This window comes from Amycolatopsis sp. SB7-3, assembly GCF_041021335.1.
Lineage (GTDB): Bacteria > Actinomycetota > Actinomycetes > Mycobacteriales > Pseudonocardiaceae > Amycolatopsis > Amycolatopsis japonica.
Window position 1 is genome coordinate 111,271 of sequence record NZ_JBFPJQ010000004.1, and the last position, 24,238, is coordinate 135,508.

The 24,238-nt window shown below is 68.6% G+C and carries 19 protein-coding genes and 1 riboswitch; of the genes, 12 read left to right on the plus strand and 7 right to left on the minus strand.

What is annotated here, in order from left to right; all coding sequences use genetic code 11:
• Nucleotides 1–343: 343 nt before the first annotated feature.
• Complete coding sequence (locus AB8M46_RS28090) at nucleotides 344–1,198, minus strand: NAD(P)-dependent oxidoreductase (protein WP_394362208.1); 855 nt, start codon at nucleotides 1,196–1,198, stop codon at nucleotides 344–346.
• A 50-nt stretch (nucleotides 1,199–1,248) separates the two neighbouring features.
• Between AB8M46_RS28090 and AB8M46_RS28095 the strand changes: the two genes are divergently transcribed.
• From AB8M46_RS28095 to AB8M46_RS28135, 9 genes are all read left to right on the plus strand, one after another.
• A complete protein-coding gene (locus AB8M46_RS28095) occupies nucleotides 1,249–1,641 on the plus strand; it encodes a MerR family transcriptional regulator (RefSeq protein WP_038523787.1) in 393 nt (130 codons plus the stop codon).
• Nucleotides 1,642–1,741: 100 nt separating this feature from the next.
• Nucleotides 1,742–2,581 (plus strand): enoyl-CoA hydratase-related protein, encoded by an 840-nt coding sequence (locus AB8M46_RS28100; protein WP_125736327.1) that lies wholly within the window; start codon nucleotides 1,742–1,744, stop codon nucleotides 2,579–2,581.
• Nucleotides 2,566–3,186 carry an acetoacetate decarboxylase family protein gene (locus AB8M46_RS28105; protein WP_394362209.1) on the plus strand — a complete coding sequence of 207 codons (621 nt, stop codon included), beginning with the start codon at nucleotides 2,566–2,568 and terminating at the stop codon, nucleotides 3,184–3,186. The genes AB8M46_RS28100 and AB8M46_RS28105 overlap by 16 nt, the downstream gene beginning before the upstream one ends.
• Before the next feature lie 222 nt (nucleotides 3,187–3,408).
• Nucleotides 3,409–6,414, plus strand: a complete 3,006-nt coding sequence (locus AB8M46_RS28110; RefSeq protein WP_394362210.1) for a ribonucleoside-diphosphate reductase subunit alpha — start codon at nucleotides 3,409–3,411, stop codon at nucleotides 6,412–6,414.
• A 76-nt stretch (nucleotides 6,415–6,490) separates the two neighbouring features.
• Nucleotides 6,491–7,567 carry a ribonucleotide-diphosphate reductase subunit beta gene (locus AB8M46_RS28115; RefSeq protein ID WP_037344090.1) on the plus strand — a complete coding sequence of 359 codons (1,077 nt, stop codon included), beginning with the start codon at nucleotides 6,491–6,493 and terminating at the stop codon, nucleotides 7,565–7,567.
• A gap of 173 nt (nucleotides 7,568–7,740) precedes the next feature.
• A riboswitch (cobalamin riboswitch) is annotated at nucleotides 7,741–7,964 on the plus strand.
• Between the two features lie 98 nt (nucleotides 7,965–8,062).
• Nucleotides 8,063–10,336: a 5-methyltetrahydropteroyltriglutamate--homocysteine S-methyltransferase gene (gene metE / locus AB8M46_RS28120; RefSeq protein WP_394362211.1), complete on the plus strand. Its 2,274-nt coding sequence runs from the start codon at nucleotides 8,063–8,065 to the stop codon at nucleotides 10,334–10,336.
• A gap of 138 nt (nucleotides 10,337–10,474) precedes the next feature.
• Nucleotides 10,475–11,920 (plus strand): cytochrome P450, encoded by a 1,446-nt coding sequence (locus AB8M46_RS28125; protein WP_394362212.1) that lies wholly within the window; start codon nucleotides 10,475–10,477, stop codon nucleotides 11,918–11,920.
• Nucleotides 11,921–12,154: 234 nt separating this feature from the next.
• Complete coding sequence (locus AB8M46_RS28130; RefSeq protein ID WP_394362213.1) at nucleotides 12,155–13,966, plus strand: putative bifunctional diguanylate cyclase/phosphodiesterase; 1,812 nt, start codon at nucleotides 12,155–12,157, stop codon at nucleotides 13,964–13,966.
• A 17-nt stretch (nucleotides 13,967–13,983) separates the two neighbouring features.
• A complete protein-coding gene (locus tag AB8M46_RS28135; protein WP_394362214.1) occupies nucleotides 13,984–14,448 on the plus strand; it encodes a peroxiredoxin in 465 nt (154 codons plus the stop codon).
• On the opposite strand, the gene AB8M46_RS28140 is transcribed toward AB8M46_RS28135, so the two are convergent.
• The 4 genes from AB8M46_RS28140 to AB8M46_RS28155 all read right to left on the minus strand — a co-directional run bounded on the left by AB8M46_RS28140 (nucleotide 14,435) and on the right by AB8M46_RS28155 (nucleotide 18,366).
• Nucleotides 14,435–14,965 carry a GNAT family N-acetyltransferase gene (locus AB8M46_RS28140; protein ID WP_394362215.1) on the minus strand — a complete coding sequence of 177 codons (531 nt, stop codon included), beginning with the start codon at nucleotides 14,963–14,965 and terminating at the stop codon, nucleotides 14,435–14,437. The two genes, AB8M46_RS28135 and AB8M46_RS28140, sit on opposite strands and share 14 nt — an antisense overlap.
• 118 nt (nucleotides 14,966–15,083) lie before the next feature.
• Entirely contained in the window at nucleotides 15,084–16,292 is a 1,209-nt protein-coding gene (locus AB8M46_RS28145) for an LCP family protein (protein ID WP_037344081.1), read from the minus strand.
• Between the two features lie 94 nt (nucleotides 16,293–16,386).
• Entirely contained in the window at nucleotides 16,387–17,649 is a 1,263-nt protein-coding gene (locus AB8M46_RS28150; protein ID WP_394362216.1) for a class I SAM-dependent methyltransferase, read from the minus strand.
• A 21-nt stretch (nucleotides 17,650–17,670) separates the two neighbouring features.
• Entirely contained in the window at nucleotides 17,671–18,366 is a 696-nt protein-coding gene (locus AB8M46_RS28155) for an alpha/beta hydrolase (RefSeq protein WP_378429426.1), read from the minus strand.
• A 131-nt stretch (nucleotides 18,367–18,497) separates the two neighbouring features.
• Between AB8M46_RS28155 and AB8M46_RS28160 the strand changes: the two genes are divergently transcribed.
• Both AB8M46_RS28160 and AB8M46_RS28165 read left to right on the plus strand, forming a co-directional pair.
• Nucleotides 18,498–19,226 carry a sugar isomerase domain-containing protein gene (locus AB8M46_RS28160; protein ID WP_394362217.1) on the plus strand — a complete coding sequence of 243 codons (729 nt, stop codon included), beginning with the start codon at nucleotides 18,498–18,500 and terminating at the stop codon, nucleotides 19,224–19,226.
• 91 nt (nucleotides 19,227–19,317) lie between these two features.
• A complete protein-coding gene (locus AB8M46_RS28165; protein ID WP_394362218.1) occupies nucleotides 19,318–20,466 on the plus strand; it encodes a serine hydrolase domain-containing protein in 1,149 nt (382 codons plus the stop codon).
• 93 nt (nucleotides 20,467–20,559) lie between these two features.
• Here AB8M46_RS28165 and AB8M46_RS28170 read toward each other — a convergent pair whose 3' ends face one another.
• Nucleotides 20,560–22,425 carry an ABC transporter ATP-binding protein gene (locus tag AB8M46_RS28170; protein ID WP_378429389.1) on the minus strand — a complete coding sequence of 622 codons (1,866 nt, stop codon included), beginning with the start codon at nucleotides 22,423–22,425 and terminating at the stop codon, nucleotides 20,560–20,562.
• Nucleotides 22,426–22,571: 146 nt separating this feature from the next.
• Here AB8M46_RS28170 and AB8M46_RS28175 point away from each other — a divergent pair, with 146 nt between their 5' ends.
• Nucleotides 22,572–23,873 (plus strand): glycosyltransferase 87 family protein, encoded by a 1,302-nt coding sequence (locus tag AB8M46_RS28175; RefSeq protein ID WP_394362219.1) that lies wholly within the window; start codon nucleotides 22,572–22,574, stop codon nucleotides 23,871–23,873.
• Here the strand turns inward: AB8M46_RS28175 and AB8M46_RS28180 are convergent, their stop codons facing one another.
• Nucleotides 23,874–24,083, minus strand: a complete 210-nt coding sequence (locus AB8M46_RS28180) for a helix-turn-helix domain-containing protein (protein WP_003071237.1) — start codon at nucleotides 24,081–24,083, stop codon at nucleotides 23,874–23,876.
• Nucleotides 24,084–24,238: the final 155 nt, after the last annotated feature.

The window sequence follows — 24,238 nt, forward strand, 5'->3', positions numbered from 1 at the left end:
CGACGTTCCGTGAAGGCCTCCTTGAGGGACTCTGGGTCTCTCAAGGAGGCCTTCACGGACAGCGGGCCCCCTCAGGATGTCCAAAAAGGACACTTTTCGAGACCAGGGCGTCCGTTTTGTGCACTTTGCGCAGTATGGCTCAGGGGTCGTGAGTGGCGATGGTCGTTCTAACCCTCTTTACCACTCACGACCTCGACGAAAATCGGACATTATGACCTCAACCGGGCGCACAGTCCGCGCAAGGGGTCCGTTGTGGACACATCGCAGGTTCGATCACGCCATGTTCGACTTTCCCCTCAATAACAGAGGTCCCTCAAGGAGGCCTTCACGGACAGCGGGCAGCTCAGCTCCCCGGCCGCTCGAATTCCCGGATCAGCACCGGATACTGCTCGCCCCCGTGCCCGGCGGCGATCGCGCGATCGGCCATCGCCTTGATCAGCTTCGGCAGCTCGGCGTTCACGCCCAGCGCCTCGCTCTCCTCGACCATGTGCGCCATCGCGCGCGCGTCGGTCTCCAACGCCGACACCTCGGCGGGGAACGAACCCTTGTCGATCTGCTCCGCGTAGCCGGGCAGCCAGTCCGCCACCCCGGCGGCGATCTGCCGCGCGAAGGGTGCGTACGTCGCGGCGTCGACACCGGCCGTCTTGAGCATCGCGGTGCCCTGGAGCCACGCGTTCAGGACGCTCCACATCATCGTCAGACCGGCGACGTCGTAGAGGGACGCGAGGCCGGGGTCCTCGCCCAGATGGCTGACCGTGCCGAGCGCGCCGAGGTCGAAGTCCGGCCGCGGTCCGCTCAGCAGGATCACCGCCTCGTCGGTCCCGATCGACGACGGGATGGCCATGATCGCCCCGTCCAGGTAGCGAGCGCCCTGTTTTTCGGCCCAGGTGGCGGTTTCCCGCGCCTGCGCGGAGTCGCCCGAGGTGAGATTGACCAGTGTCGTGCCCTCGAGCCGGGCGTCGCCGAGCAGTTCGCGCACGGCGGGATAGTCGGTGAGGCACACGATCGTCACGCCGCCGAGCGCGTCACCGATCGTGGGCGCGAGCCGCGCGCCTTCGGCCACGAGCGCGTCCGCCTTGGCGGCCGTCCGGTTCCAGACGGTGGTGGGATACCCGGCCTTCAGGAACGCGCGGGCGAGCGCGGTGCCCATCAGGCCGAGGCCGACGACCGAAATCGGGGTGTTCGTTTTGTCTGTCATGGCACGATCGTCAACGTTGATACCGGTATGAAGGTCAAGTGGGGAAAGCGATGAAGATCGGTGAACTGAGTCACCGGACGGGCGTCAACGCCCACCAGCTGCGCTACTACGAGGCGCAGGGTCTCTTGGAGGCGAGCCGCGGCACGAACGGCTACCGCGAGTACGACGAGACGGCGTTGCTGCGGGTGCGGCAGATCCGCCATCTGCTCGCCGCCGGCCTGTCGTCCGAGGACATCGCGTACCTGCTCCCCTGCGCGATCGGCGAGGAGCCCGAGCTGATCGGCTGCCCCGAACTGCTGGCCGCGATGCGCGAGCGGCTCGGCCGCCTGGACGAGCAGCTGGCCAAGCTGAACCGGTCGCGTGACGCGCTGGCCGAGTACATCGTCGTGGCCGAGCGGGTCGGCGCCGAGACCTATCCGCCGTTCGACGGCACCGCCGCGTGAACGAGGCGATCCGGGAGCAGGGCACCGGCGAGGCGGACCATCTGGACGACGTCGAATGAGCCTTGTTGACACCTTGTCAACACTGGCTTACTTTCACGTCATGAGCGCGTACGCCGAAATCACCTACGAGGTCGAAGACCGCATCGCGACGGTCACGCTCAACCGGCCCGAGGCCCGCAACGGCTACACCATCCGCATGGCCGACGAACTCGGCGACGCGATGGACCGCGCCGACCGCGACGAGGACGTCCGGGTGGTGATCCTGACCGGCAACGGCAAGGATTTCTCGGTGGGCGCCGACCTCACGCAGGGCGGTTTCGACTTCGACCCGGAGACCGGGCCGGACGCGGCGTGGCAGGAGCCGGCGGGACGCTGCTCGAAGCGGATCTTCACGATGAACAAGCCGGTGATCGCGGCCTTGCGGGGCGCGGCCGTCGGCGGCGGCGTCACGATCACGCTGTCGTGCGACTACCGCCTCGCGTCCACGGACTCCCGGTTCGGCTTCGTGTTCGTCCGCCGCGGGATCTACCCCGAAGGCGCGTCCGCGTGGTTCCTCCCCCGGCTCGTCGGGATGGGCACGGCGCTCGACTGGATGATCAGCGGCCGCGTCTTCGGCGCCGAGGAAGCGAAAACGGCCGGACTGGTCCACAGTGTCCACGAGCCCGAGGAAGTGCTCGGCAAGGCCCGCGAACTGGCTCGCGAGATCGCCGCGACCACGTCGCCGGTCTCGGTCGCCGTGACCCGCCAGCTGCTGTACCGGATGGCGAGCGCGGAATCGCCGTTCCCCGTGCACGAGCTCGACTCCCGGCTGATCGGCGGCCTGGGCGCCAGCCCGGACGCGGTCGAGGGGGTCGTGTCCTTCCTGCAGAAACGACCACCGGAGTTCTCCATGCGCGTCGACACCGACCAGCCTCCCTACCTGCCATGGCTGAACAAGTGACCGCCTATCCCCCGGAACCCTGGAACCTGGCCGGTCAGGCGTACCTGTCGATCTGGCGTGTCCCGGTGAGCGAACTGCCCACACTGCCCGGCGGTGTCGAGCCGATCGTGGTCGGCGGCCGCGCCCAGGTGTTCACCGCCTGGATCGACTACCAGGAACCCGGGCAGCTCCAGTACCACGAGCTGCTGGCGACGGTCGCGGTCCGCGGCGAGCGCCTCTCCGGCTCCATCACCGACATCTGGGTCGACAGCGAAGTGTCGCTCGCCGGCGGGCGGGCGCTGTGGGGCATCCCCAAGGATCTCGCCGCGCTCGACTTCGCCCACGGCCGGACCTTCACCGCCTCGGCGGCCACCCAAGACGACTGGATCGCGACGGCGGCCTTCACGCCTCGCCCGAGCCTCCCGGTGCGGATGCCGGCGGCCTTCGACGTCGTCCAAATGCTGGACGGTCGTCTCAAAAGGAGCCCCGTCCAGGCGAAGGCGAGGCCTTGTCCGGCGGCCGCGGACTGGCGGATCAACGAGTCCGGGCCGTTCGGCTTCCTGGCCGGTCAGCGGCCCGTCCTGAACGCCTGCCTGCGCGATTTCAAGATCGTCTTCGGCGGTTGACCAGCCGCTCAGCGTGATCGTCTAACCCGCCAGGGTGAGCCGACGACACGCCACCCATTGGGGCACGTGCAGCCTCCGACCCCTACATGTAGTCTCTGGGAACCGGCACCGCCCAGCGACGGGGAGACCGCTCGGGAGCGGTGGTCGGACAGCTTTGTGAACGTGCAGCGCACGGCCTTGTGAGGCCTTGTGGTGCTTCAACGCGCCCTTTTGGAGACATGCATGTCAGTGGAAACCGGTCAGCGGCCGCCCTCGTCCTCGGACACCACGCCCGCGACCGTGCGAGTCATCCGGCGGGACGGCAGCGTGTCCCCCTTCGACGCGAACAAGATCTCGGTCGCGGTGACCAAGGCCTTCCTCGCCGTCGAGGGCGGTGACGCGGCCGCTTCGTCGCGGATCCACCACCTGGTCAAGGAACTGACCGAGCAGATCGAGACCACCCTGCTCCGCCACGCCGGTCCCGAGACCGCGCTGCACATCGAGCAGATCCAGGACATCGTCGAGCTCGCGCTCATGCGCGGCGAGCACCACAAGGTCGCCCGCGCGTACGTCCTGTACCGCGAGGAGCGCGCGAAGGCCCGCGAGGCCGAGAAGCCCGCGTCGTCCGACGTCGCCATCAGCGTCAAGGCGGCCGACGGCTCGCTCCGCCCGCTCGACTGGGCCCGCGTCTCGCACGTCGTCGGCGAGGCCGTCGCCGGTCTCGAGGACGTCTCGGCGGAGCCGGTGCTGGCCGAGGCCAAGCGCAACCTCTACGACGGCATCAGCGCCGACGAGCTCGCCCTCGCGCAGATCATGGCCGCGCGCGTGCTCGTCGAGCAGGAGCCGAACTACTCCTACGTCAGCGCCCGGCTGCTCGCGGACAAGCTCCGCGGCGAGGCCCTCAGCTACCTCGCGGGCGTGCCGCAGCAGGCCAGCCAGGACGAGATGACCACCCGGTACCCGCAGTACTTCCGGGACTACCTCAGGCGCGCCGTCGAGCTGGAGCTGGTCAACCCCGAGCTGCAGGCCTTCGACCTGGACAAGATCACGGCGGCCATCCGCGCCGAGCGCGACCTCGACTTCGGCTTCCTCGGCCTGCAGACCCTGTACGACCGGTACTTCCAGCACCACGACGGGGTTCGATTCGAGCTGCCGCAGGCGTTCTTCATGCGCGTCGCCATGGGCCTGGCGATCCGCGAGGACGACCGTGAGGCTCGTGCCATCGAGTTCTACGAGCTGCTCTCGACGTTCCACTTCATGGCGTCCACCCCGACGCTGTTCAACTCGGGCACCACGCGCCCGCAGCTGTCGTCCTGCTTCCTGACCACGGTCGACGACGACCTGGACTCGATCTTCCAGGCGTACAAGAACAACGCGCTGCTGGCGAAGTACTCGGGCGGTCTCGGCAACGACTGGACCCCGGTCCGCGGCCTCGGCGCGCACATCAAGGGCACCAACGGCCAGTCGCAGGGTGTCGTGCCGTTCCTCAAGATCGCCAACGACACCGCGGTCGCGGTGAACCAGGGCGGCAAGCGCAAGGGCGCGGCCTGCGCGTACCTCGAGACCTGGCACGTGGACATCGAGGAATTCCTCGACCTGCGCAAGAACACCGGTGACGACCGTCGTCGTACGCACGACATGAACACCGCGAACTGGGTGCCGGACGAGTTCCTGCGCCGGGTCGAGGCCGACGCGCAGTGGACGCTGTTCTCACCGAACGAGACCCCGGACCTGCACGACCTCTACGGCAACGCGTTCGCCGAGCGCTACCGCGAGTACGAGGCCGCCGCCGAACGCGGTGAGCTCAAGGTGTTCCGCAAGGTCCGCGCGGTCGACCTGTGGCGCCGCATGCTGACAATGCTGTTCGAGACCGGCCACCCCTGGATCACCTTCAAGGACCCGTGCAACCTGCGTTCGCCGCAGCAGCACGTGGGTGTCGTGCACTCGTCCAACCTGTGCACCGAGATCACCCTGAACACCACCACCGACGAGGTCGCGGTCTGCAACCTCGGCTCGGTGAACCTGCTCAAGCACGTCACCCCCGAGGGCCTGGACACCAAGCGCCTCGAGAAGACCGTGCGCACCGCGGTCCGCATGCTCGACAACGTGATCGACATCAACTTCTACACGATCCCGGAGGCGCGCCGCTCCAACCTGCGTCACCGCCCGATCGGCCTCGGCCTGATGGGCTTCCAGGACGCGCTGTTCGAGATCGGTGTCCCGCTGTCCTCGGACGAGGCCGTGCAGTTCGCGGACACCAGCATGGAGCACATCAGCTACTACGCGATCTCGGCGTCGACCGACCTCGCGGAGGAGCGCGGCCAGTACCAGACGTTCGAGGGTTCCTTGTGGAGCAAGGGAATCCTGCCGATCGACTCGATGCAGCTCTTGATCGACGCGCGTCAGGGCGACGCGCTCGACGTCGACACCTCGTCCACTTTGGACTGGGCGCCGCTGCGTGAGCGGGTCAAGACCGTCGGCATGCGCAACTCCAACGTGATGGCGATCGCGCCGACCGCGACGATCTCCAACATCTGCGGCGTCGGGCAGTCGATCGAGCCGCTGTTCCAGAACCTGTTCGTCAAGTCGAACATGTCCGGCGACTTCACCGTGGTGAACCCGCACCTGGTCCGCTCGCTCAAGGAGCGCGGGCTGTGGGACGAGGTCATGGTGTCGGACCTGAAGTACTTCGACGGCAGCCTCGGCCAGATCGACCGCGTGCCGGACGACCTGAAGGCGCTGTACGCGACCGCGTTCGAGATCGAGTCCAAGTGGCTGGTGGACGCCGGTTCGCGGCGCCAGAAGTGGATCGACCAGGCCCAGTCGCTGAACCTGTACATCGCGGCGCCCAGCGGCCGCAAGCTCGACGAGCTGTACCGCTACGCCTGGCACAAGGGCCTCAAGACCACGTACTACCTGCGGGCCCGGTCCGCGACGCACGTGGAGAAGAGCACCCTGCGCGGCACCGACGGCAAGCTGAACGCGGTTTCGGCCACCCCGGCCCCCGCCGCACCCGCTTCGCCGAAGCCCGCCGCCGCCCCGGCTCCCGCCGCTTCGCCCGCGCCGTCGGCTTCCGCCGCGGTGTCGCCGTCGCCTGCCGCCGCGGTCCCGGCGGCCGCGGTCCCAGCCGCGGTTCCCGCCGCCAAGCCGGAGCCGAAGGAGATGCCGAAGGTCTCGGACGTCGACTTCGTCGCCACCGAAGGTGCCGCCTGCCGGATCGACGACCCCGACTGCGAAGCCTGCCAGTAAGACATCGTCGTGAGTGGCGATTCGGGTTCTAACCCGAATCGCCACTCACGACCCCCGACTCGTGAAGTGAGCTTTCATGACCACCTTTGACGCCTCCGCCGACGCCACGGGCCTCGGTGAGATCGAAGTCGGCGCCGCCCGCATCAACGTCGACGACAAGCGGATGATCAACGCCCGCGCCGACGTCAACCAGCTGCTGCCGATGAAGTACACCTGGGCGTGGGAGAAGTACCTCGCCGGCTGCAACAACCACTGGATGCCGACCGAGGTCGCCATGCAGGCCGACATCGCGCTGTGGAAGTCGCCCGACGGCCTCACCGAGGACGAGCGCACCATGCTCAAGCGCAACCTCGGCTTCTTCGCCACCGCGGAATCCCTGGTGGCCAACAACATCGTGCTCGCGGTTTACCGGCAGATCACCAACCCCGAATGCCGCCAGTACCTGCTGCGCCAGGCGTTCGAGGAGGCCGTGCACACGCACACCTTCCAGTACATCTGCGAAAGCCTCGGCCTCGTCGAGGGCGAGCTGTTCAACATGTACCGCGAGGTCCCGTCCATTTCGGACAAGGACGCGTGGGCGCTGAAGTACACGCAGAACCTGGAGAACCCGGACTTCGAGACCGGCACCCCGGAAGCCGACCAGAACTTCCTGCGTGACCTCGTCGCGTTCTACGTGATCTTCGAGGGCATGTGGTTCTACACCGGTTTCGCGCAGATCCTCTCGCTCGGCCGCCGGAACAAGATGATCGGTATCGCCGAGCAGTACCAGTACATCCTGCGCGACGAGTCGATCCACCTGAACTTCGGCATCGACTGCATCAACCAGATCAAGATCGAGAACCCGCACCTGTGGACCGAGGAGTTCCAGGCGGAGATCCGGACGATGCTGACCGAGGCGTGCGAACTCGAGGTCGCCTACGCCCGCGACACCATGCCGCGCGGCATGCTCGGGCTCTCGGCCGAGCTGATCGAGCAGTACATGCACTTCATCACCGACCGGCGGGCGCAGCAGATCGGCCTCGCGCCGATCTTCGGCGAGACCGAGAACCCGTTCCCGTGGATGTCGGAGGCGATGGACCTCAAGAAGGAGAAGAACTTCTTCGAGACCCGCGTCATCGAGTACCAGTCCGGTGGCGCCCTCGACTGGGACTGATCCCGAACTCGTAACTCGCGTGTTCGAATCGCGAACTCGCGTGATCAGACACGTAACTCGCGTGATTGAGCGGCGAACTCGCCTTCGATCACGCGAGTTCGCCGTTCAATCACGCGAGTCGTCCCTCTGATCACGTGAGTTACGCCTCCAGTCACGCGAGACGCGGATTCGGTACGCTCCGGAGTGCTACTGGTTCGCCCGGCCTCCCAGGCCGGTCGAGGTAACAGGGAACCCGGTGCGAATCCGGGACTGCCCCGCAGCGGTATGTGGGAACGAAAGCCGTCACCGTGCGAGACACGGTAAAGCACTGGGACATGGCGCCCCGGGAAGCGACGGCCGGTAGGAGCGAGCGAGTCGCCCACGAGTCCGAAGACCTGCCCGTGGTACGCGCGCCGACGGCGTGCGTGAGTCCGGGCCTCGTGGGATGGGCACGACCGAACGGCGGTCACTCCTGCGCGCTCCGGGCTCCGACGACAAGCTCGCGAGGAGAGAGCTGTGACCGAAATCGGCACGACAGTGCTGGGCTACCCCCGGATCGGACCGGACCGGGAACTCAAGCGTTCACTCGAACGCTACTGGGCGGGAAAGACCGACGAAGCCGAACTGCTCGGCACCGGCCGCGCGCTGCGCACCCGCGCCTGGCGGGAACTCAAGGACGCGGGACTGGATTCCGTCCCCTCCAACACGTTCTCCCATTACGACCAGGTGCTCGACACCACGGAGCTGTTCGGAGCGCTGCCGGAGCGCTTCACCACGCTCGGCCTCTCGCCGCTCGACACCTACTTCGCCGCCGCGCGCGGGGTGCAGGACGCGCCGGCGATGGAGATGACGAAGTGGTTCGACACGAACTACCACTACATCGTCCCCGAACTCGGCCCGGACACGACGTTCTCGCTCACCGGCACCAAACCGCTCGACGAGTACCGCGAAGCCCGCGCGATCGGTGTCGAGACCCGGCCGGTGCTGGTGGGCCCGGTGACGTTCCTGCTGCTCGCGAAGCCGGCCGAGACGGGTCCTGAGGGCTTCCGTCCGCTGGAGCTGCTCGACAACCTTCTCGACGGCTACGTCGAACTACTTCGCCGTCTGCACGACGAAGGCGTCGAGTGGGTCCAGTTCGACGAGCCCGCCTTCGCCGCGGACCGCAGCGAACGGGAGCTCAACGCGCTCATCCGCGCCTACCACCGGCTCGCGAAGGAGACCGCGCGGCCGAAGATCCTGGTCGCCGGGTACTTCGGCGGGCTCGGCCGCGGACTCGGCGTACTCGCCCGCTCCCCGATCGACGCCATCGCCGTCGATCTCGTCTCCGATGAGTCCTTTGTGGACGCCGTCGCCTCCGAGCCCGCCTTGCGGGACAAGGAGGTCCTGGCCGGTGTCGTGGACGGGCGCAACGTCTGGCGCACGGATCCGACCCGCGCGCTCAGCCGGGCGGCGACGTTGCTGGGCACCGCGAAGTCGGTCAGCGTGTCGACGTCCTGTTCGCTGCTGCACGTGCCCTACGACGTCGAACGGGAGGACGGGCTTCACCCGCGGCTGAAGGGCTGGCTCGCTTTCGCCAGGCAGAAGGTCGACGAGGTCGTCCTGCTCGGGCGTGCGTTGAAGGAAGAGGGAGTCGACCTCTCCGCCGCCCGCGCCGCGGCTGCGGATCGCGCGACGGCGGCCGACCTGGCCGACAGCGGGGTCCGCGCCCGGCTGGAGGCGCTGCGGCCGGAGGACACCGTCCGCTCCCCCTACGCCCGGCGCGCGGCGGCTCAGCAGGCCGCGTTGAACCTGCCGCCGTTGCCGAGTACGACGATCGGCTCCTTCCCGCAGACCACCGAAGTCCGGAAGGCGCGGGCGGCGCACAAGGCGGGTTCGCTGGACGACGCGGGCTACGAAGCCGCGATGAAGGCCGAAATCGAACGCGTCGTCCGGCTGCAGGAGGACCTCGGCCTCGACGTGCTGGTGCACGGTGAGCCCGAACGCAACGACATGGTGCAGTACTTCGCCGAGCGGCTGGCCGGATTCGCGGCCACCGACTTCGGCTGGGTGCAGTCCTACGGTTCGCGGTGCGTCCGGCCGCCGATCCTGTACGGCGACGTCTCACGTCCGGAGCCGATGACCGTCGAGTGGGCGCGCTACGCGCAGGGGCTGACCGGCAAACCCGTCAAGGGCATGCTGACCGGACCGGTGACGATCCTGGCGTGGTCGTTCGTCCGCGACGATCAGCCGCTGGGCGAGACCGCCCGTCAGGTGGCGCTGGCCATCCGCGACGAGGTGCACGACCTGCAGGAGGCGGGCATCCGCGTCATCCAGGTGGACGAGCCGGCGTTGCGGGAGCTGCTCCCGCTGCGCGCGGCGGCGCACGAGGCGTACTTCGCGTGGGCGGTTTCGTCGTTCCGGCTGGCGACTTCCGGGATCGACGACGCCACCCAGATCCACACGCATATGTGCTATTCGGAATTCGGTGAGGTGGTCAAGGCGATCGACGCGCTCGACGCCGACGTCACCAGCATCGAGGCCGCGCGGTCGAAGATGGAGGTCGTCACCGATCTCGGCGCGGCGGGCTTCGGCCGCGGCGTCGGGCCGGGTGTCTACGACATCCACTCGCCGCGTGTCCCCGGCGTGGACGAGGTCAGCGGCCTGCTGCGGACCGCCGTCGGCGCCGTGCCCGCCGAGCGGATCTGGGTCAACCCGGACTGCGGCCTGAAGACCCGCGGCTACGCCGAGGTCGAACCGGCCCTGCGGAACCTCGTCGCGGCCGCCCGCACGGTCCGCTCCGAACTGGCCTGACCGGTCCGTGAAGGCCTCCTTGAGGGACCCAGGGTCCCTCGAGGAGGCCTTCACGGAACTTCCATCGAGGTATTGTCAACGCGTCAATAAGGGTGCGATGGTGGAGCGGTAACCGGTCTCAGCGGGGAGATGGTCACCATGGCGAACGCCGTCGAAAAGGTCACCGGGGCGCTGCGCGAGCGGGTTCCGCCGCTCACCTCGATCCCCCTGCCGCGTTCGGTCGACCAGCGCTGGCTCGGCGCGACCTGGCCGGTCCGCGAACTCGCACCCGCCCCGCCGGGCCTCAAACCCGTCCTCGGTGACGAGGGGCCGCCGGTGATCGGGCACGCGCTGGACTTCATGCGCTTCGGCATCGAGTTCGGCCTCAAACGCTACGAGACCTACGGACCGGTGTCGTGGATGGGCGCGTTCGGGCGCCGCATCGTCGCGCTCACCGGCCCGGAGGCCACCCAGATCGCGTTGGTGAACAAGGACAAGGCCTTCTCCCAGGAGGGCTGGAAGTTCTTCATCGAGCAGTTCTTCGACCGCGGCCTGATGCTGCTCGACTTCGGCGAGCACCATCTGCACCGCCGGATCATGCAGGCGGCCTTCACCCGGCAACGGCTCACCGGTTACGTCGACCAGATGGGCCCGGCCCTGCGCGACGGCATCGCCGCGTGGGCCGACCGGCCGAACCCGCGGATCTACTGGTCCCTCAAGCAACTCACGCTCGACGTCGCGACCCGCGTGTTCATGGGCATGAGTTCCGGCGACGACGCGGCCGTGATCAACCGCGCGTTCGTGAACTCCGTGCGCGCGGGCACGGCCATCGTGCGGTTCCCCGTCCCCGGCGGCCGCTGGGCGGCGGGCCTGCACGGCCGCAAGGTCCTCGAACGCTACTTCTCGGCGAACCTGCCCGCGAAACGGGCGAGCGACGGCGACGACCTCTTCACCGCGTTGTGCCACGCCACCACCGAGGACGGCGACCGCTTCACCGACGCCGACGTCGTCAACCACATGATCTTCCTGATGATGGCCGCGCACGACACGTCGACGATCACCAGCGCCGCCGCCGTCTACCACCTCGCCAAGCATCCGGAGTGGCAGGAACGCGCGCGCCGGGAGTCGCTCGCGCTCGGCGACGCCGTGCCGGACATCGAAGCGCTGGAGACCCTGACGACGCTGGACCTGGTGATCAAGGAAGCCCTGCGCCTGGTGGCCCCGGTTCCTTCCCTGACCAGGAAGACCGTGAAGGACACCGAGGTTCTCGGGCATTTCATTCCCGAAGGGACACTCGTCGGGATTTCCCCGACCGTCAACCATTTCTCCCCGGAGCACTGGACGGATCCGATGCGGTTCGACCCGGACCGCTTCGGCGAGGACCGCCGCGAGGACAAGTCGCATCGCTACGCGTGGATGCCGTTCGGCGGTGGGGCGCACAAATGCATCGGCCTGCATTTCGGGACGTTCGAGGTGAAGGCGCTGCTGCACGAGATGCTGCGGGCGTATCGCTGGTCGGTCCCGGAGAGCTACACCGCGCGCTGGGATTACGTGTCGCTGCCCGTGCCGGCGGACGGCCTGCCGATCCACCTGACGCCTCGGTGAACCCATGTCCACGATCGAGCACTCTTGGTAACTTCCGGTCACCACTCGTGTAGCAGCGATCACCCTTTCAGCCGGTAGACACCCCGGATCGCGCATGGTGCCGTGGCACTACACCCGGTCGGCTCATACCTAGTGTGGGTCCGTGGGCTCGGACACCCGGTCTGAGCTGGCCATCAACCGCGCATGAAGAGGTGAAGTGTGCCCGAACCTGGTTCCGCGCCAGGGTTGGTGGACGTGGCCCGGAGATGGGCCGAGACGCTCGCTGACACTAAAGGAGTATCGCTTCCCAAGGAGCAACTCGAACAGTTCCTGCTCGGCGTCGCCGAGGACGCCGTCCGTGCCGAGCCCGATCATCAGCCGGCGCTGCTGCGCTTCTCCAAGCTCTACTCCGCCTCTCCCATCGGGATCGCCCTCGCCGACGCCAACGGCACCATCGTGGAGGCGAACGCCGCGCTCGGCCGTCTCCTCGGCTGTCGTCCCGCCTCGCTGCGCGGCCGGGAGATCCCCGACCTCGGCTCCGCCGAACACGACGTCGCCCGCCTGCGGAACGCGCTCGCGCAACTCATGACGCACGGCCAGCCGACCCAGCAGGAACGCCTGCTGCTGGCCCACAGCGAGGAAGGCCCGCTCTGGGGCGACGTGACCCTGACCGATCTCCCCGGTGACCGGCCCGGTACGACCTATCCGGTGTTGATGGTCGCCGACGCCAACGAGATCCACCTGCTGCAGGAACAACTGCGGCACCAGAACGTGCACGACGTGCTGACCGGCCTGCCCAACGCCACCGCGTTCGGCAACGCCCTCGAAACCGCGCTCGCCGGATCCGGCGGCGAGCAGGTCGCCCTCGTCTATCTCGACATCGACGGCTTCAAGGTGATCAACGACGGGCTCGGTGCCGGTATCGGGGACCAGGTACTGCGCGGCGTCGCGACGAAACTCAGGTCCGTGTTCGCCGGCAGGCACGAGGGTTCCGTCGCCCGGTTGTCCGGCGACGGATTCGCCGTCCTGCTGCGCGGCGATTTCACGCCGCCCCAGGTGATCGCCCTGGTCGAGCAGGCGCTGGAGGAACTCGCCGAGCCGATCTACCTCGGCGGGCACGGGATCGGGGTCAGCGCGAGCGCGGGTATCGTCGTCCGCCCGGCCGCCGACGGCGGCTCCGAAGACCTGTTGCGGGCCGCGGAAATCGCCCTGCACCGCGCCAAGGAGGCGGGCAAGGCGCAGTGGATGCTGTTCGACCCGGAGCTCGACGCGCGTGACCGTGGCCGCTACCAGCTCGGCGCGGTCATCGCGGGCGCGCTGGAGAACGGCGAGTTCTCACTGATCTACCAGCCGACGGTGAAGCTCGCGAATCCCGACCAGCTGGCCGCCGTCAACGCCGGGCTGCGCTGGAGCCATCCGGAGAAGGGCGAACTGGACTCCGACGAGTTCTATCCGCTGGCCCAGATCACCGGGATGACCATCCCGCTCGGCCGGTGGCTGCTGGCCGAATCGCTCGCCGCCACCGCGCGATGGCGCAGCAGGTTCGGCGACGCCGCTCCCGACGTCTGTGTGCGGCTGCCGACCCGGCTGGCCATCGAGCCCGATCTGGTCCTGCTGGTCAAGGAACAGCTCGACCGGCACAACCTGCCCGCTCAGGCGCTGCGGCTGTGCACGGACCGCGATTCCGTGCTCGACTCGAGCGGCGAGGTGCTCGACTCCTTCGCCGTGCTGGCGGATCTGGGCGCACAGCTGGTGCTGACCATCTCCGGTTCGGACGATCTGGAGCTGATCCCGCGGCACGGGCTGCCCGTCCGCCACGTGATCCTGTCCGGCCCGGTCGTCGACGCGCTGGCCCACGGCGAGAACGAGGCCGACGTCCGCCATCTGTGCCAGCTGGTCGCCAGGGCCAAGGAGCTGAAACTGCGCATCGGCGCGGAAGGCGTCCAGAGTCACGAACAGGCCGAACGGCTGCGGCGGTACGGCGTCCTCGCGGCGCGGGGTTCGTTCGTGGCGGATTCCGCGACCGGGGACGAGGTCGACGAGCTGATCGAACGGCACGCCCACTGACGTGACAGGATCGCTCCATGGACCAAGGTGACCTCGCCCCGGACTTCACGCTGCCCGACGACAAGGGCGAAGAGCGCAGGCTGTCGGACTTCCTCTCGTCCGGTCCGGTGGTGCTGTTCTTCTACCCCGCCGCGATGACCAGCGGCTGCACCGCGGAAAGCTGCCATTTCCGCGACCTGGCCGCGGAATTCGCCGAAGTGGGCGCGCACCGCGTCGGCATCAGCCCGGACGCCGTCGCCAAACAGCAGGAGTTCTCCGCCAAGCACGGCTTCGACTATCCCCTGCTGTCCGATGTGGACGGTGTGGTGGCGAAACAGTTCGGCGTCTGGCGCAAATTCAGCCCGCTGCACGCCAAACGGCACACCTTCGTCATCGACACCGACCGCAAGGTGCTCGAAGTGATCAAGAGCGAGCTGAAGTTCACCGTGCACGCCGACAAGGCGCTCGCTGCCTTGCGCGAGCGCAAGACTAGGGGCGCTTGAGCCGCCAGGACCGGTTGACACCCGAACAGGCGGGGGCGTGCGGCGGTTCGGCGGGCTCCTCGCCGATCATCGTGAACCCCAGCCGCGCGGGTACGGCACCGCTCGCGAGGTTCTTCTCGTCGTGCCGGATCTCGACCTCCGGCGCGCCGAGCCGGAAAGCCTCGTCTGCCAACAGCTTCGCGGCCCTGGTCGCGAAGCCGCGGCCGGTGTGGTGCCTGCCGAGCCAGTAGCCGATCTCGATCCGGTCCGGATGCGTGATCATGCCCGTGCCGCCGACGAGATCCTCCCCCGCGAGGATCGCGAAGTCGTAGGTTTTGCCGTCGGCCCAGTTCTTCGCGGACCGCTCCAGGAAGTCGGCGGCTTCACGGCGACCGTAGCCGTAGGTGGCCCAGATCATCCAGGCGCCGAGGTGTTCGGCGGAGTCGCCCACGACGGCGGCGAGGGTTTCGAGCTGCTCGGGCTTCCAGCGGCGCAGGGTGACGACTTCGTCGGCGAGGGTCTCGGCGGGCGCTTCCATCCGCCCATGGTGACGCGCTTCGGTTCCGGGCGCCTCCGGTTTTCCGGTCCCCAAACGCTATGAACGGGCCGTTCCTTGCAAATTTTGCAAGGAACGGCCCGTTCATAGCGCCGGAAGGTCAGGTCAGGATCGCGCTGTCCGGGATCTCCGTGTCGTTCTTCAACGCGTCGAACAGCAGCTTCGACTTCGTCTTGTCCCAGTTCTCCGCCGAGCCGTTGGTCACCGGCACCGTCGTGGTGACGACGCCGCCCGACGAGATCCCGCGCATCGCCAGCGCCAGCCCGACCAGGTTGTGCACGTGGTCGCCCGAATCCATGGTCAGCGCGTCCGGCGCGGTCGACAGCAACGGGAACAGCGAGAACGGGTTCAGCAGCGTGCCGGGGCTGCCGATCTCGCTGACCAGCGCGCCGATGAACTTCCGCTGGTTGGCGACGCGGTCGAGGTCCGAACGCGGGGTCGCGTCGCTGTGCCGCATGCGGACGAACCCGAGCGCCTGCGGACCCTGGAGGTCCTGGCAGCCCGCGGGGATCTTGATCTTGGTGAGGGTGTCCTCCATCGGCTTCTCGACGCACATGTGCACCCCGCCGATCGCGTCGACGATCTTCGCGAAGCCGCCGAAGCCGATCTCGGCGTAGTGGTCGATGCGCAGGCCGGTGGCGCCTTCGACGGTCTGCGCGAGCAGCGTCGGGCCCCCGATCGAGAACGCCGCGTTGATCTTGTTCTTGCCGTGCCCCGGAATGCTCACCTGCGAGTCCCGCGGGAGGCTCAGCAGCGTCGGTTTGACGCTGTTGGACGGGACGTGCGCGATCATGATGGTGTCGGTCCGCTTGCCGCCACCGGCGGCCTTGGAGTCACCGGTGACCAGCTTCTCCTGCTCTTCGGGCGTGAGCCCGTCCCGGCTGTCGGAGCCCACGATCAGCCAGTTGGTCCCCTCGGCCGCGACGGGGCGGCCGGAGTAGTCGGCCAGCGCGTCGACGCGGTTGATCGAGAACTCCAGGTACACCCACACTCCGGCGAGGAACACCACGAACACGGTCAGCAACGTGAGCAGCACCTTGCCGAAACCCCAGCGCTTGCGCCGCCGCGGCGGACGTGCGTCGTCCATCGGACGCCCAGGAGGGGGCTGCGGAGGGCCTGGACGGCGCGGAGGCGGGCCGGCGGGGCGTTCCTGACCTCCGTGCCCCATCGGCGTCGTCCGCTCGTCGTACGGGCTGCTCCCCCGGCCCGGCAGCGGCATCATCTGCGCGGGCTGATGCCGCCGGGGGCGGCCGGACGGCGGCCGTTGTGGCGGCAGCCGTCGCCCTCGGTCGTCGCCTCCATACGTCATGCCGAATCACCCGTCCCGATCTCGCGTGTGGGGCCCAGTCAACCGCAGACCCTAGGTGAAGGACGTGCGGCACCCCGCATCGGTTGGGTGGTGCTCACCGTCCGGTTTCGGCGAATCCGAACTGGTGGACCTTGAGATACCCCGACCGGAACCCCGCTTCGGAGTACGCCAGATAGAACTCCCACATCCGTTTGAAGACCTCGTCGAAGCCCAGTTCGGTGATCTCGTCCCACCGCTGGGTGAACCTCTCCCGCCACAGGCGCAACGTGCGGGCGTAGTCGTGGCCGAACTCGCGCACCCCCTCCAGCCTCAACCGCGCGTGCTCCAGCAGGCCCTGCTCGACGGAGGTGGTCGACGGGATGAGCCCGCCGGGGAAGATGTACTTGTGCACCCAGGTGTACGAACGAGCCGCGGCGAGCATGCGCTCGTGGTCCATGGTGATCGCCTGGAGCCCCAGTCTGCCGCCCGGCTTCAGCCGCTTCCCGATGGTCTCGAAGAACGTCGGCCAGTACGCCTCCCCGACCGCTTCGATCATCTCGACACTCACCACGGCGTCGTACTCGCCGGAGGAGTCGCGGTAGTCGCACAGCCGGACGTCGACGCGGTCGGAGAAACCCGCCGCCGCGATGCGCTCGGTCGCCAGCTTCGCCTGCTCCTCGGAGATGGTCAGTGACGTGACCGTCGCCCCGCGCGCGGCGGCCCGGATCGAGAGTTCGCCCCAGCCGGTGCCGATTTCGAGCACCGTGCTGCCTTCGCGGACGCCGGCGTAGTCGAGGACGCTGTCGATCTTGCGGTGCTGGGCGGCGGTGAGGTCGTCGTCCGGGCCGAACAACGCCGACGAGTACATCATCGACGGGTCCAGGAACGCGCCGAACAGATCGTTCGACAGGTCGTAGTGACGATGGATGTTCGACCGCGCGCCTTCGACGCTGTTCTCCTCGCCGTCCGGGTGACCGCGGTCGACGAAGCGGCGGAACCGCTGCAGCAACGGCGGGATGAGCGTCGCCATCCGCTCCGCGAACGGGGTCAGCACCTCGGCGAGCGCGTCGCTCGTCCAGTCGCCGACCATGTACGCCTCGCCGAAGCCGATCTTCGCGTCCACGCCGAGGCGGTGGAAGAAGGCGGCGGGACGGTTGAGCCGCATCTCGGGCGCGTCCGGGCCGCCCGCGCCCAGCTGCGAGCCGTCGGGCATGCGCACGCGGACGTTCAGCGGGCGCACCGCTTGCCGGAACAATTGTTCGGCGATCCGCGCCCGGAACGGGGAATGCGGCGGAGTGGCCAATCCCGGCCACCGGGTTTCGTCGGGACCGGGAAGGCCGGCCGAACCTGCCGCCCGATCGACGCTCGACGTGGACATGGGTACTCCCTCCCGCCCGGTCTAGACCGGGATCCGCAGCCGCTCCGAGCTCGGCCGATCCCAGGCTCCGCTCAGCGTTTCGTCAGTGCCCCCGGCTTCGATCAGCTCGAGCGCGAATGCCCGTACCAGACGGTTCCAGACCCGAGACCTTCGCAGCATCGCGTGCCCCTCGCCACCGATTTCAAACCGCGCCGACCGCGATGTCACCTTTTCGGCGCGTTCGGCGAAAGCGTGTGACGCCACCGGATCCGTCATCCGGTCCTTGGTCCCGTGCGCGATCAGCACGGCGCGGCCGCGGACGGCGTCGACGGGTTCACCCGGCGGTGTCCACGGTGCCAGCGCGCAGACCCCGACGACGGCCGGATCGTCGGCCACGCGCAGGCCGACCCGTCCCCCCATCGAGTGGCCGACGAGGATCACCGGCACGCCGGGGTGATCCTCGTGGATCCGCGCCAAGGCCCAGCGCGCGTCGGCGAGCGCGTCGGTGCCGTGGTCGTTCCAGCCGTAGATCCGGTTGCGCAGCAGCCGCACCTCGACCCCGTGCCCCCGGCCGGCCCGGTGCACGTCCTTCGCCAGCGGCACCATCCGCTGGTACGCCAGCCGCCACGGCGCCACGCGGGCATGACTGTGCTCCGCGCCGCCGTGCAGTACCAGCACCACGGCTTTCACCTGGCCGCGTGCCCGCCAAGTCCGCACCGCGGGATCAGCCTCGCTCACCCTGGACCCTCCAGTCTCCGAAACCCCGGCCGCAGTGATCGGGTCAACCTCGATCATGACCCCATGTATTCCACTTCGGCGATTGGTCCACGCGATACATTCGTCGCTGATCTCCAGACGGAAGGGCGGATGTGGTGAGCACCACCGAACGTTGTGCAGACGTCGCCGAACGGCTCGCGGAGGCCGAACGGGGTAACGCGGAGCAGATCCGGAAGTCGGCCGAGCTGATCCTGGGGGTCATCCGGGCCGACGCCCTGGTGTTCACCGCCGGGGCGGGGCATTCGCTGGCCGCGGTCGCCGAGACCTTCTACCGGGCCGGCGGGCTCGCCTGCGTCTACCCGGTCTACCACCCCGAACTGCTGCCGCTGCACGGCGCGCAGCACAGCACCAAGACCGAGCGCCGCTCCGGGCTCGCCGAAGAGGTGCTCGCCGAACGCGCCCCCGGTCCGGACGATCTGCTGGTGGTGTTCTCGACGTCGGGCGTCAACCCGTACCCGGTCGAACTGGCCGCCGGGGCGCGCAAACGCGGAGCGTCGGTCATCGCGGTGAGTTCGGCCGCCTCCGTGGCCGCGGCGCCCAAGCGCGCGGCCACGACGCTGATCGAAGAGGCGAACATCGTGCTCGACTCGCACGTCCGTCCCGGCGACTCGAGCTACCCGCCGGAGGCGCCGCGGACCGCGCCACTGTCCACAGTGATCAACGCGTTCCTCTGGAACCTCGTGCTCGCCGAGGTCGTGGACCTGGGTGCGGCGCTGGGCGTCGACATCCCGCTGTGGCGCAGCTCCAACGTGGACGGTGGCGACGAGGCCAACGCCGCGCTGCTGGCCAAGTACGGCGCGCGGGTTCCGGCACTGCGGTAGCGATTCGCGGGGGCGGGCCTCTTGACTCGTCCCCGCGACGCTTCTACGGTCACATACCGACCGGTCGGTGTCCCCACGGGAGGTCCGCGCCATGACCGAGATCCACGGTGACTGCGCGGCGGGCTTCGAACCCGTCCGGGCCGCCTTCGAGGAGAACTTCGCCGGACGTGGCGAGCTCGGCGCCGCGTTCTCGGTGACCCGGCACGGCGAGACCGTGGTCGACCTCTGGGCGGGCTGGGCCGATCCGGACCGGACGATCCCGTGGCGCGCGGACACGCTCACCAACGTCTGGTCGACCACCAAGGGCATGACCGCGCTCTGCGCGCACCACCTCGCCGACGCAGGCGCGCTCGACATCGACGCCCCCGTCGCGAAGTACTGGCCGGAGTTCGCGGCCGCGGGCAAACAGGACATCCCCGTGCGATGGCTGCTCTCGCACCGCTCCGGGGTGACCGGGATCGGCGTCGAGCGGCCGGTCAAGGTCGAGGAACTCTACGACTGGGACCACATCACCGGACTGCTCGCCGCGCAGCCGCCGCTCTTCGAACCGGGCACGGCCAGCGGCTACCACGCGCTGTCGTTCGGCTTCCTCGTCGGCGAGGTGATCCGCCGGGTGAGCGGACAGGACGTCCGCGCGTACTTCGCCGAACACATCGCCGGTCCGCTGGACGCGGACTTCCGGATCGGCCTGGACTCCGACGACGATCTGGCACGTTGCTCCATCCTCGTCGAGCCCGTGCTCAGCGACGAGATGAAGACCGCGCTGACCCAGGCGTTCGCCAACGCCGGCCCGGTCGCCCTCGCGGCGCTGGCGAACCCGCGCGTCCAAGGCCGCGACGCCAACGAGCCCGCCTGGCGGCGCGCGATCCTGCCCGCCTTGAACGGACACGGCACCGCCCGGGCCATCGCGACCGTCTACGGCGCGGTCGCCTCCGGGCGGCTGCTCTCGGCCGAGGCGCTCGCGACGGCCCGCGAAGGGCAGGGCCGGGAGGCCGACGTCGTCGGCGGGCTGGGCAACGAATGGGCGCTGGGGTTCTACCTCGGCAGCGAGGAACGCGGCTTCGGCCCGAACCCGCGCGCCTTCGGGCACGACGGGCTCGGCGGCTCGTCCGGCGGCGCCGATCCCGAGAGCGGGATCGCCTTCGGCTACACGATGAACCGGATGGGGCCGCTCATGCGGGACGATCCGCGGAAGATGGCGCTGGTGAACGCGACCTTCGCCTCCCCTGCCCTCGCCTGACCCGCTCCGGATGTCATGAAAGGGCCGTTCAGGACGAAAAATGTCCTGAACGGCCCTTTCATGACACATCAAGCGGAAAGCGACCCACCTCGGTCACGCGGCCGCAGGCTCCTCCGAGAACTGCGTCAGGTACAGCGACGCGTAGCGACCTTCGCGCGCGAGAAGCTCTTCGTGCGTCCCTCGCTCGACGATCTCCCCGTGCTCGATCACCAGGATCTGGTCCGCCGCCCGGACCGTCGACAACCGGTGCGCGATGACCAGCGCGGTCCGCCCGTCCAGCGCGTCGGTCAGCGCCTCGCCGACGGCCGCTTCGGACTGCGAGTCCAGATGCGCGGTCGCCTCGTCGAGGACGACGACCTTCGGCTGCGCCAGCAGGAGCCGGGCGATGGTCAGCCGCTGCCGTTCACCACCGGAAAGCCGGTACCCCCGCTCCCCCACCACGGTCTCCAGCCCGTCCGGCAGCTCCCGGATCAGCTCGGCCAGGCGCGCCTTCTCCAGCGCCGACCAGATCTCGTCGTCGGTGACCCCAGGCCGCGCGTACTCGAGGTTCGCGCGGATGGTGTCGTGGAAGAGGTGCCCGTCCTGGGTCACCACGCCGACGGTTTCCCGCAGTGAGGCGAAACTCAGCTCACGAACGTCCACATCGGACAACCGGACCGAACCGGCGTCGACGTCGTACAGCCGCGGCAGCAGCGAGGCGATCGTCGACTTGCCTGCGCCCGAAGATCCCACCAGTGCCACCATCTGCCCGGGTTCGGCACGGAAGCTGATGCCGTGCAACACCTCCTCACCACCCCGGTGATCCAAAGTGGACACGTCCTCCAGTGAAGCCAGCGAGTACCGGTCCGCCGCCGGGTAGCCGAACCGGACATCGGAGAACTCCACCGAAACCGGGCCTTCGGGAACGCGTCGTGCGTCCGGCTTCTCTTCGATCATCGGCTTGAGGTCGAGTACCTCGAAAACCCGCTCGAACGACACCAGCGCGGTCATCACGTCCACCCGGACGTTCGCCAGCGCGGTCAGCGGCGAGTACAGCCTGGTCAGCAGCAACGCCAAGGCCACGACGGTGCCCGGCGCGAGCGCCCCGGTCAGCGCCAGGTAGCCGCCCAGCCCGTAGACCAGCGCCTGCGCGAGCGCGGAGACCGTGGTCAGGCTGGTCAGGAACCAGCGCGTCAGCATCGCCGTGCGGACGCCGATGTCGCGCACCCGCCCGGCCCGCGCGCCGAACTCGCCCGCCTCGCGCTCCGGGTCGCCGAACAGCTTCACCAGCGTTGCGCCCGGCGCGGAGAACCGTTCGGTCATCTGCGTGGTCATCGACGCGTTGAGCCCGCCTGCCTCCCGCTGCAGCCCGGCCATCCGCCGCCCGAGCCGCCGCGTCGGCAGGATGAACACCGGCAGCAGCACCAGTGCCAGCAGGGTGACCTGCCACGACAGCGTCACCATGACCACCAGCGACAGCGCCAGCTGGATCACGTTGGTGACCAACCCCGACAGCGTGGCGGTGAACGTGCGCTGCGCACCGATGACGTCGTTGTTGAGCCTGCTCACCAGCGCGCCGGTGCGGGTGCGCGTGAAGAACGCGACCGGCATCTTCTGCACGTGGCGGTACACCGCGAGCCGCAGGTCGAGGATGATCCCCTCGCCGATCCTCGACGACTGCGCCCGTTCGGCCAGCCCGAGCCCGGCGTCGATCAGCGCCAGCGCCGCGATCACCACGGCGAGCCACACCACCAGCGCGACGTCGTGCCCGCCGACGATCGCGTCGACCACCTTCCCGGCCAGTACCGGCGTGCTCACCGCCAGCACCGCCGAGACGACGGTGAGCACCAGGAATATCAGCAACCTCCGCCAGTGCGGCCTGGCGAACCGTGCGACGCGGCGGAGCGTGCCCTTGTGCAGCCCCTTCGGAACGTCGGCCGACTTCATCGCCGAGTTCATCAGCGTCCACGTGTTGTCCATGAGAACCCTCTCTTCGCCCCCAAAACCTCGATATTAGTCGAGAGTTTTCCCGGATATAAGCATGACCAACACCGGAGCACACCGGATGCTTCCCGGTTTCCGCGTCCTCTTTCCGGCGCAGGTGGCCACGTCGGTAGCCTGGGCCGGTGACCAAGGACCCCGACCGGCGACGACTGACCATCGACCTGGTCTTCTACACGGGCTGCCTGATCTTCGCCGTCGCGAACACGGCGGTCGCGGAATTCTACGGCTATCGCGTGTGGGCGAACTTCGCCGTCGCGGGTTACGGCCTCGCCGTGGTCCACACCGGCTGGCTGACGATCGCCGCGCGGCGCGGCAAGACGCCGCCCGGCGCGCTCGGCTCGCGGTGGGTGGGTATCGGCGCCATCGGGTTGTTCGCCATGATCCTTCCGTTGGGAATGCTCGTCATTCGCCGTCTGACCGGAGTGGACTGGCTCGTCACACCCAACTCGTGGGCCGCACAGCCCGAGGTCTGGGTCATCGAACGCTCGGCGAAACTCCTTCTGGAGAACGGAACCCCGTACGTCGACGTCACCGCGCTCGGTCGCGCGGTGGAAGTAAACGATTACACGCCATACGGTCCCGTGATGACCGTCTTCGGTCTGCCGCGCGCCCTGCTGGGCGGCGGACCGGTCGCGAACGCCGTCACCGACGCGCGCTGGATGTTCGCGCTGGCGGCCGTCGCATGTGTACTGCTGACGCTGCGGTTGCTGAAGTGGCCGAAAATCCCGGTCAGCGCGGCACAACTCGCCCTCGCCTGCCCGCTGACCGCGCTGACCTGGGCGGTCGCCGGCCCGGATCTGGCCATCGTCGGGCTGCTGGTGCTGTCCTTCGCGCTGGCCTCGACGGGCCGCGCGGTCCTGTCGGGTCTGGTGCTGGCACTGGTGGTCAGCGCGAAACTCATCGTCGCGCCGGCGATCGTGGTGCTGGGTGTCCTGTTGATCACGCGGCGTGGTCCTCGCGCACTGGGCGGATTCGCCGCGGCACTCGTGGTGACGACCCTCGTCCTGCACGTACCCGTCTATCTGGTGGACCCCAAGGCGTTCGTCGAGCACGTCTTCCGGTTCCCGATGGGAATCGGCGTGATCAAGTCACCGGCGGCGAGCCCGTTGCCCGGCCACCTCATCGCCTCGCTCGGCCCGGTGGGCACGGCGGTTTCCTTCGCCCTGCTCGGGATCGCGGCCGTCGCGATCCTGGTCTGGCTGCTGCGACGCCCGCCCGCGACCGGTTCGGACGCGTTGCTGCGCATGGCCGTCGGGCTGGTCGCGCTGATCATGCTCACTCCGGCGACACGGTACGGCTACCTGGTGTATCCGCTGGTCCTGCTCGGCGCCAGGCTGGCCTTCCTCGCCGCGGAAACCCGTGAAACAGCGGTCCCTGGAAAGGGAACTGCGCCCCCCGCGCAGCAGTCCGCTACTTCCTCGTGACTACTTCTTCTTGACCCTGGTGGCACCGCCACGGCCGCGCAGCTGGACGCCGGACTCCGAGAGGACCCGGTGCACGAACCCGTACGAGCGACCCGTGGACTCCGCGAGGGCGCGGATGCTCGAGCCCTTCTCGTATTTCTTCTTCAGGTCAGCGGCCAGCTTGTCACGCGTGTTGCCGGTGATCCGCGCGCCTTTCTTGAGATCAGCCACGTCGATCGCCTTCCCGCCGAGAGTGTTCTGGGCCACATAACGGCCCCTGTCGCCGCAATGATCGAACACTGAGCGCCGGAATGCCAGACGACGAGCGCAAAACTGCTGAAACCGCGATCACATTGGGCCATTTCAGTGGCCGGATGGCATCGATC

Excerpts from the sequence above, each read along its gene's own strand:
- AB8M46_RS28105 (WP_394362209.1), top strand. The coding sequence starts at position 2,566 with ATGGCTGAACAAGTGACCGCCTATCCCCCGGAACCCTGGAACCTGGCC.
- AB8M46_RS28090 (WP_394362208.1), bottom strand. The coding sequence starts at position 1,198 with ATGACAGACAAAACGAACACCCCGATTTCGGTCGTCGGCCTCGGCCTG.
- AB8M46_RS28170 (WP_378429389.1), bottom strand. The coding sequence starts at position 22,425 with ATGGACAACACGTGGACGCTGATGAACTCGGCGATGAAGTCGGCCGAC.
- AB8M46_RS28135 (WP_394362214.1), top strand. The coding sequence starts at position 13,984 with ATGGACCAAGGTGACCTCGCCCCGGACTTCACGCTGCCCGACGACAAG.
- AB8M46_RS28165 (WP_394362218.1), top strand. The coding sequence starts at position 19,318 with ATGACCGAGATCCACGGTGACTGCGCGGCGGGCTTCGAACCCGTCCGG.
- AB8M46_RS28150 (WP_394362216.1), bottom strand. The coding sequence starts at position 17,649 with ATGTCCACGTCGAGCGTCGATCGGGCGGCAGGTTCGGCCGGCCTTCCC.
- AB8M46_RS28140 (WP_394362215.1), bottom strand. The coding sequence starts at position 14,965 with ATGGAAGCGCCCGCCGAGACCCTCGCCGACGAAGTCGTCACCCTGCGC.
- AB8M46_RS28100 (WP_125736327.1), top strand. The coding sequence starts at position 1,742 with ATGAGCGCGTACGCCGAAATCACCTACGAGGTCGAAGACCGCATCGCG.
- AB8M46_RS28125 (WP_394362212.1), top strand. The coding sequence starts at position 10,475 with ATGGCGAACGCCGTCGAAAAGGTCACCGGGGCGCTGCGCGAGCGGGTT.
- AB8M46_RS28095 (WP_038523787.1), top strand. The coding sequence starts at position 1,249 with ATGAAGATCGGTGAACTGAGTCACCGGACGGGCGTCAACGCCCACCAG.
- AB8M46_RS28110 (WP_394362210.1), top strand. The coding sequence starts at position 3,409 with ATGTCAGTGGAAACCGGTCAGCGGCCGCCCTCGTCCTCGGACACCACG.
- AB8M46_RS28115 (WP_037344090.1), top strand. The coding sequence starts at position 6,491 with ATGACCACCTTTGACGCCTCCGCCGACGCCACGGGCCTCGGTGAGATC.
- AB8M46_RS28145 (WP_037344081.1), bottom strand. The coding sequence starts at position 16,292 with ATGACGTATGGAGGCGACGACCGAGGGCGACGGCTGCCGCCACAACGG.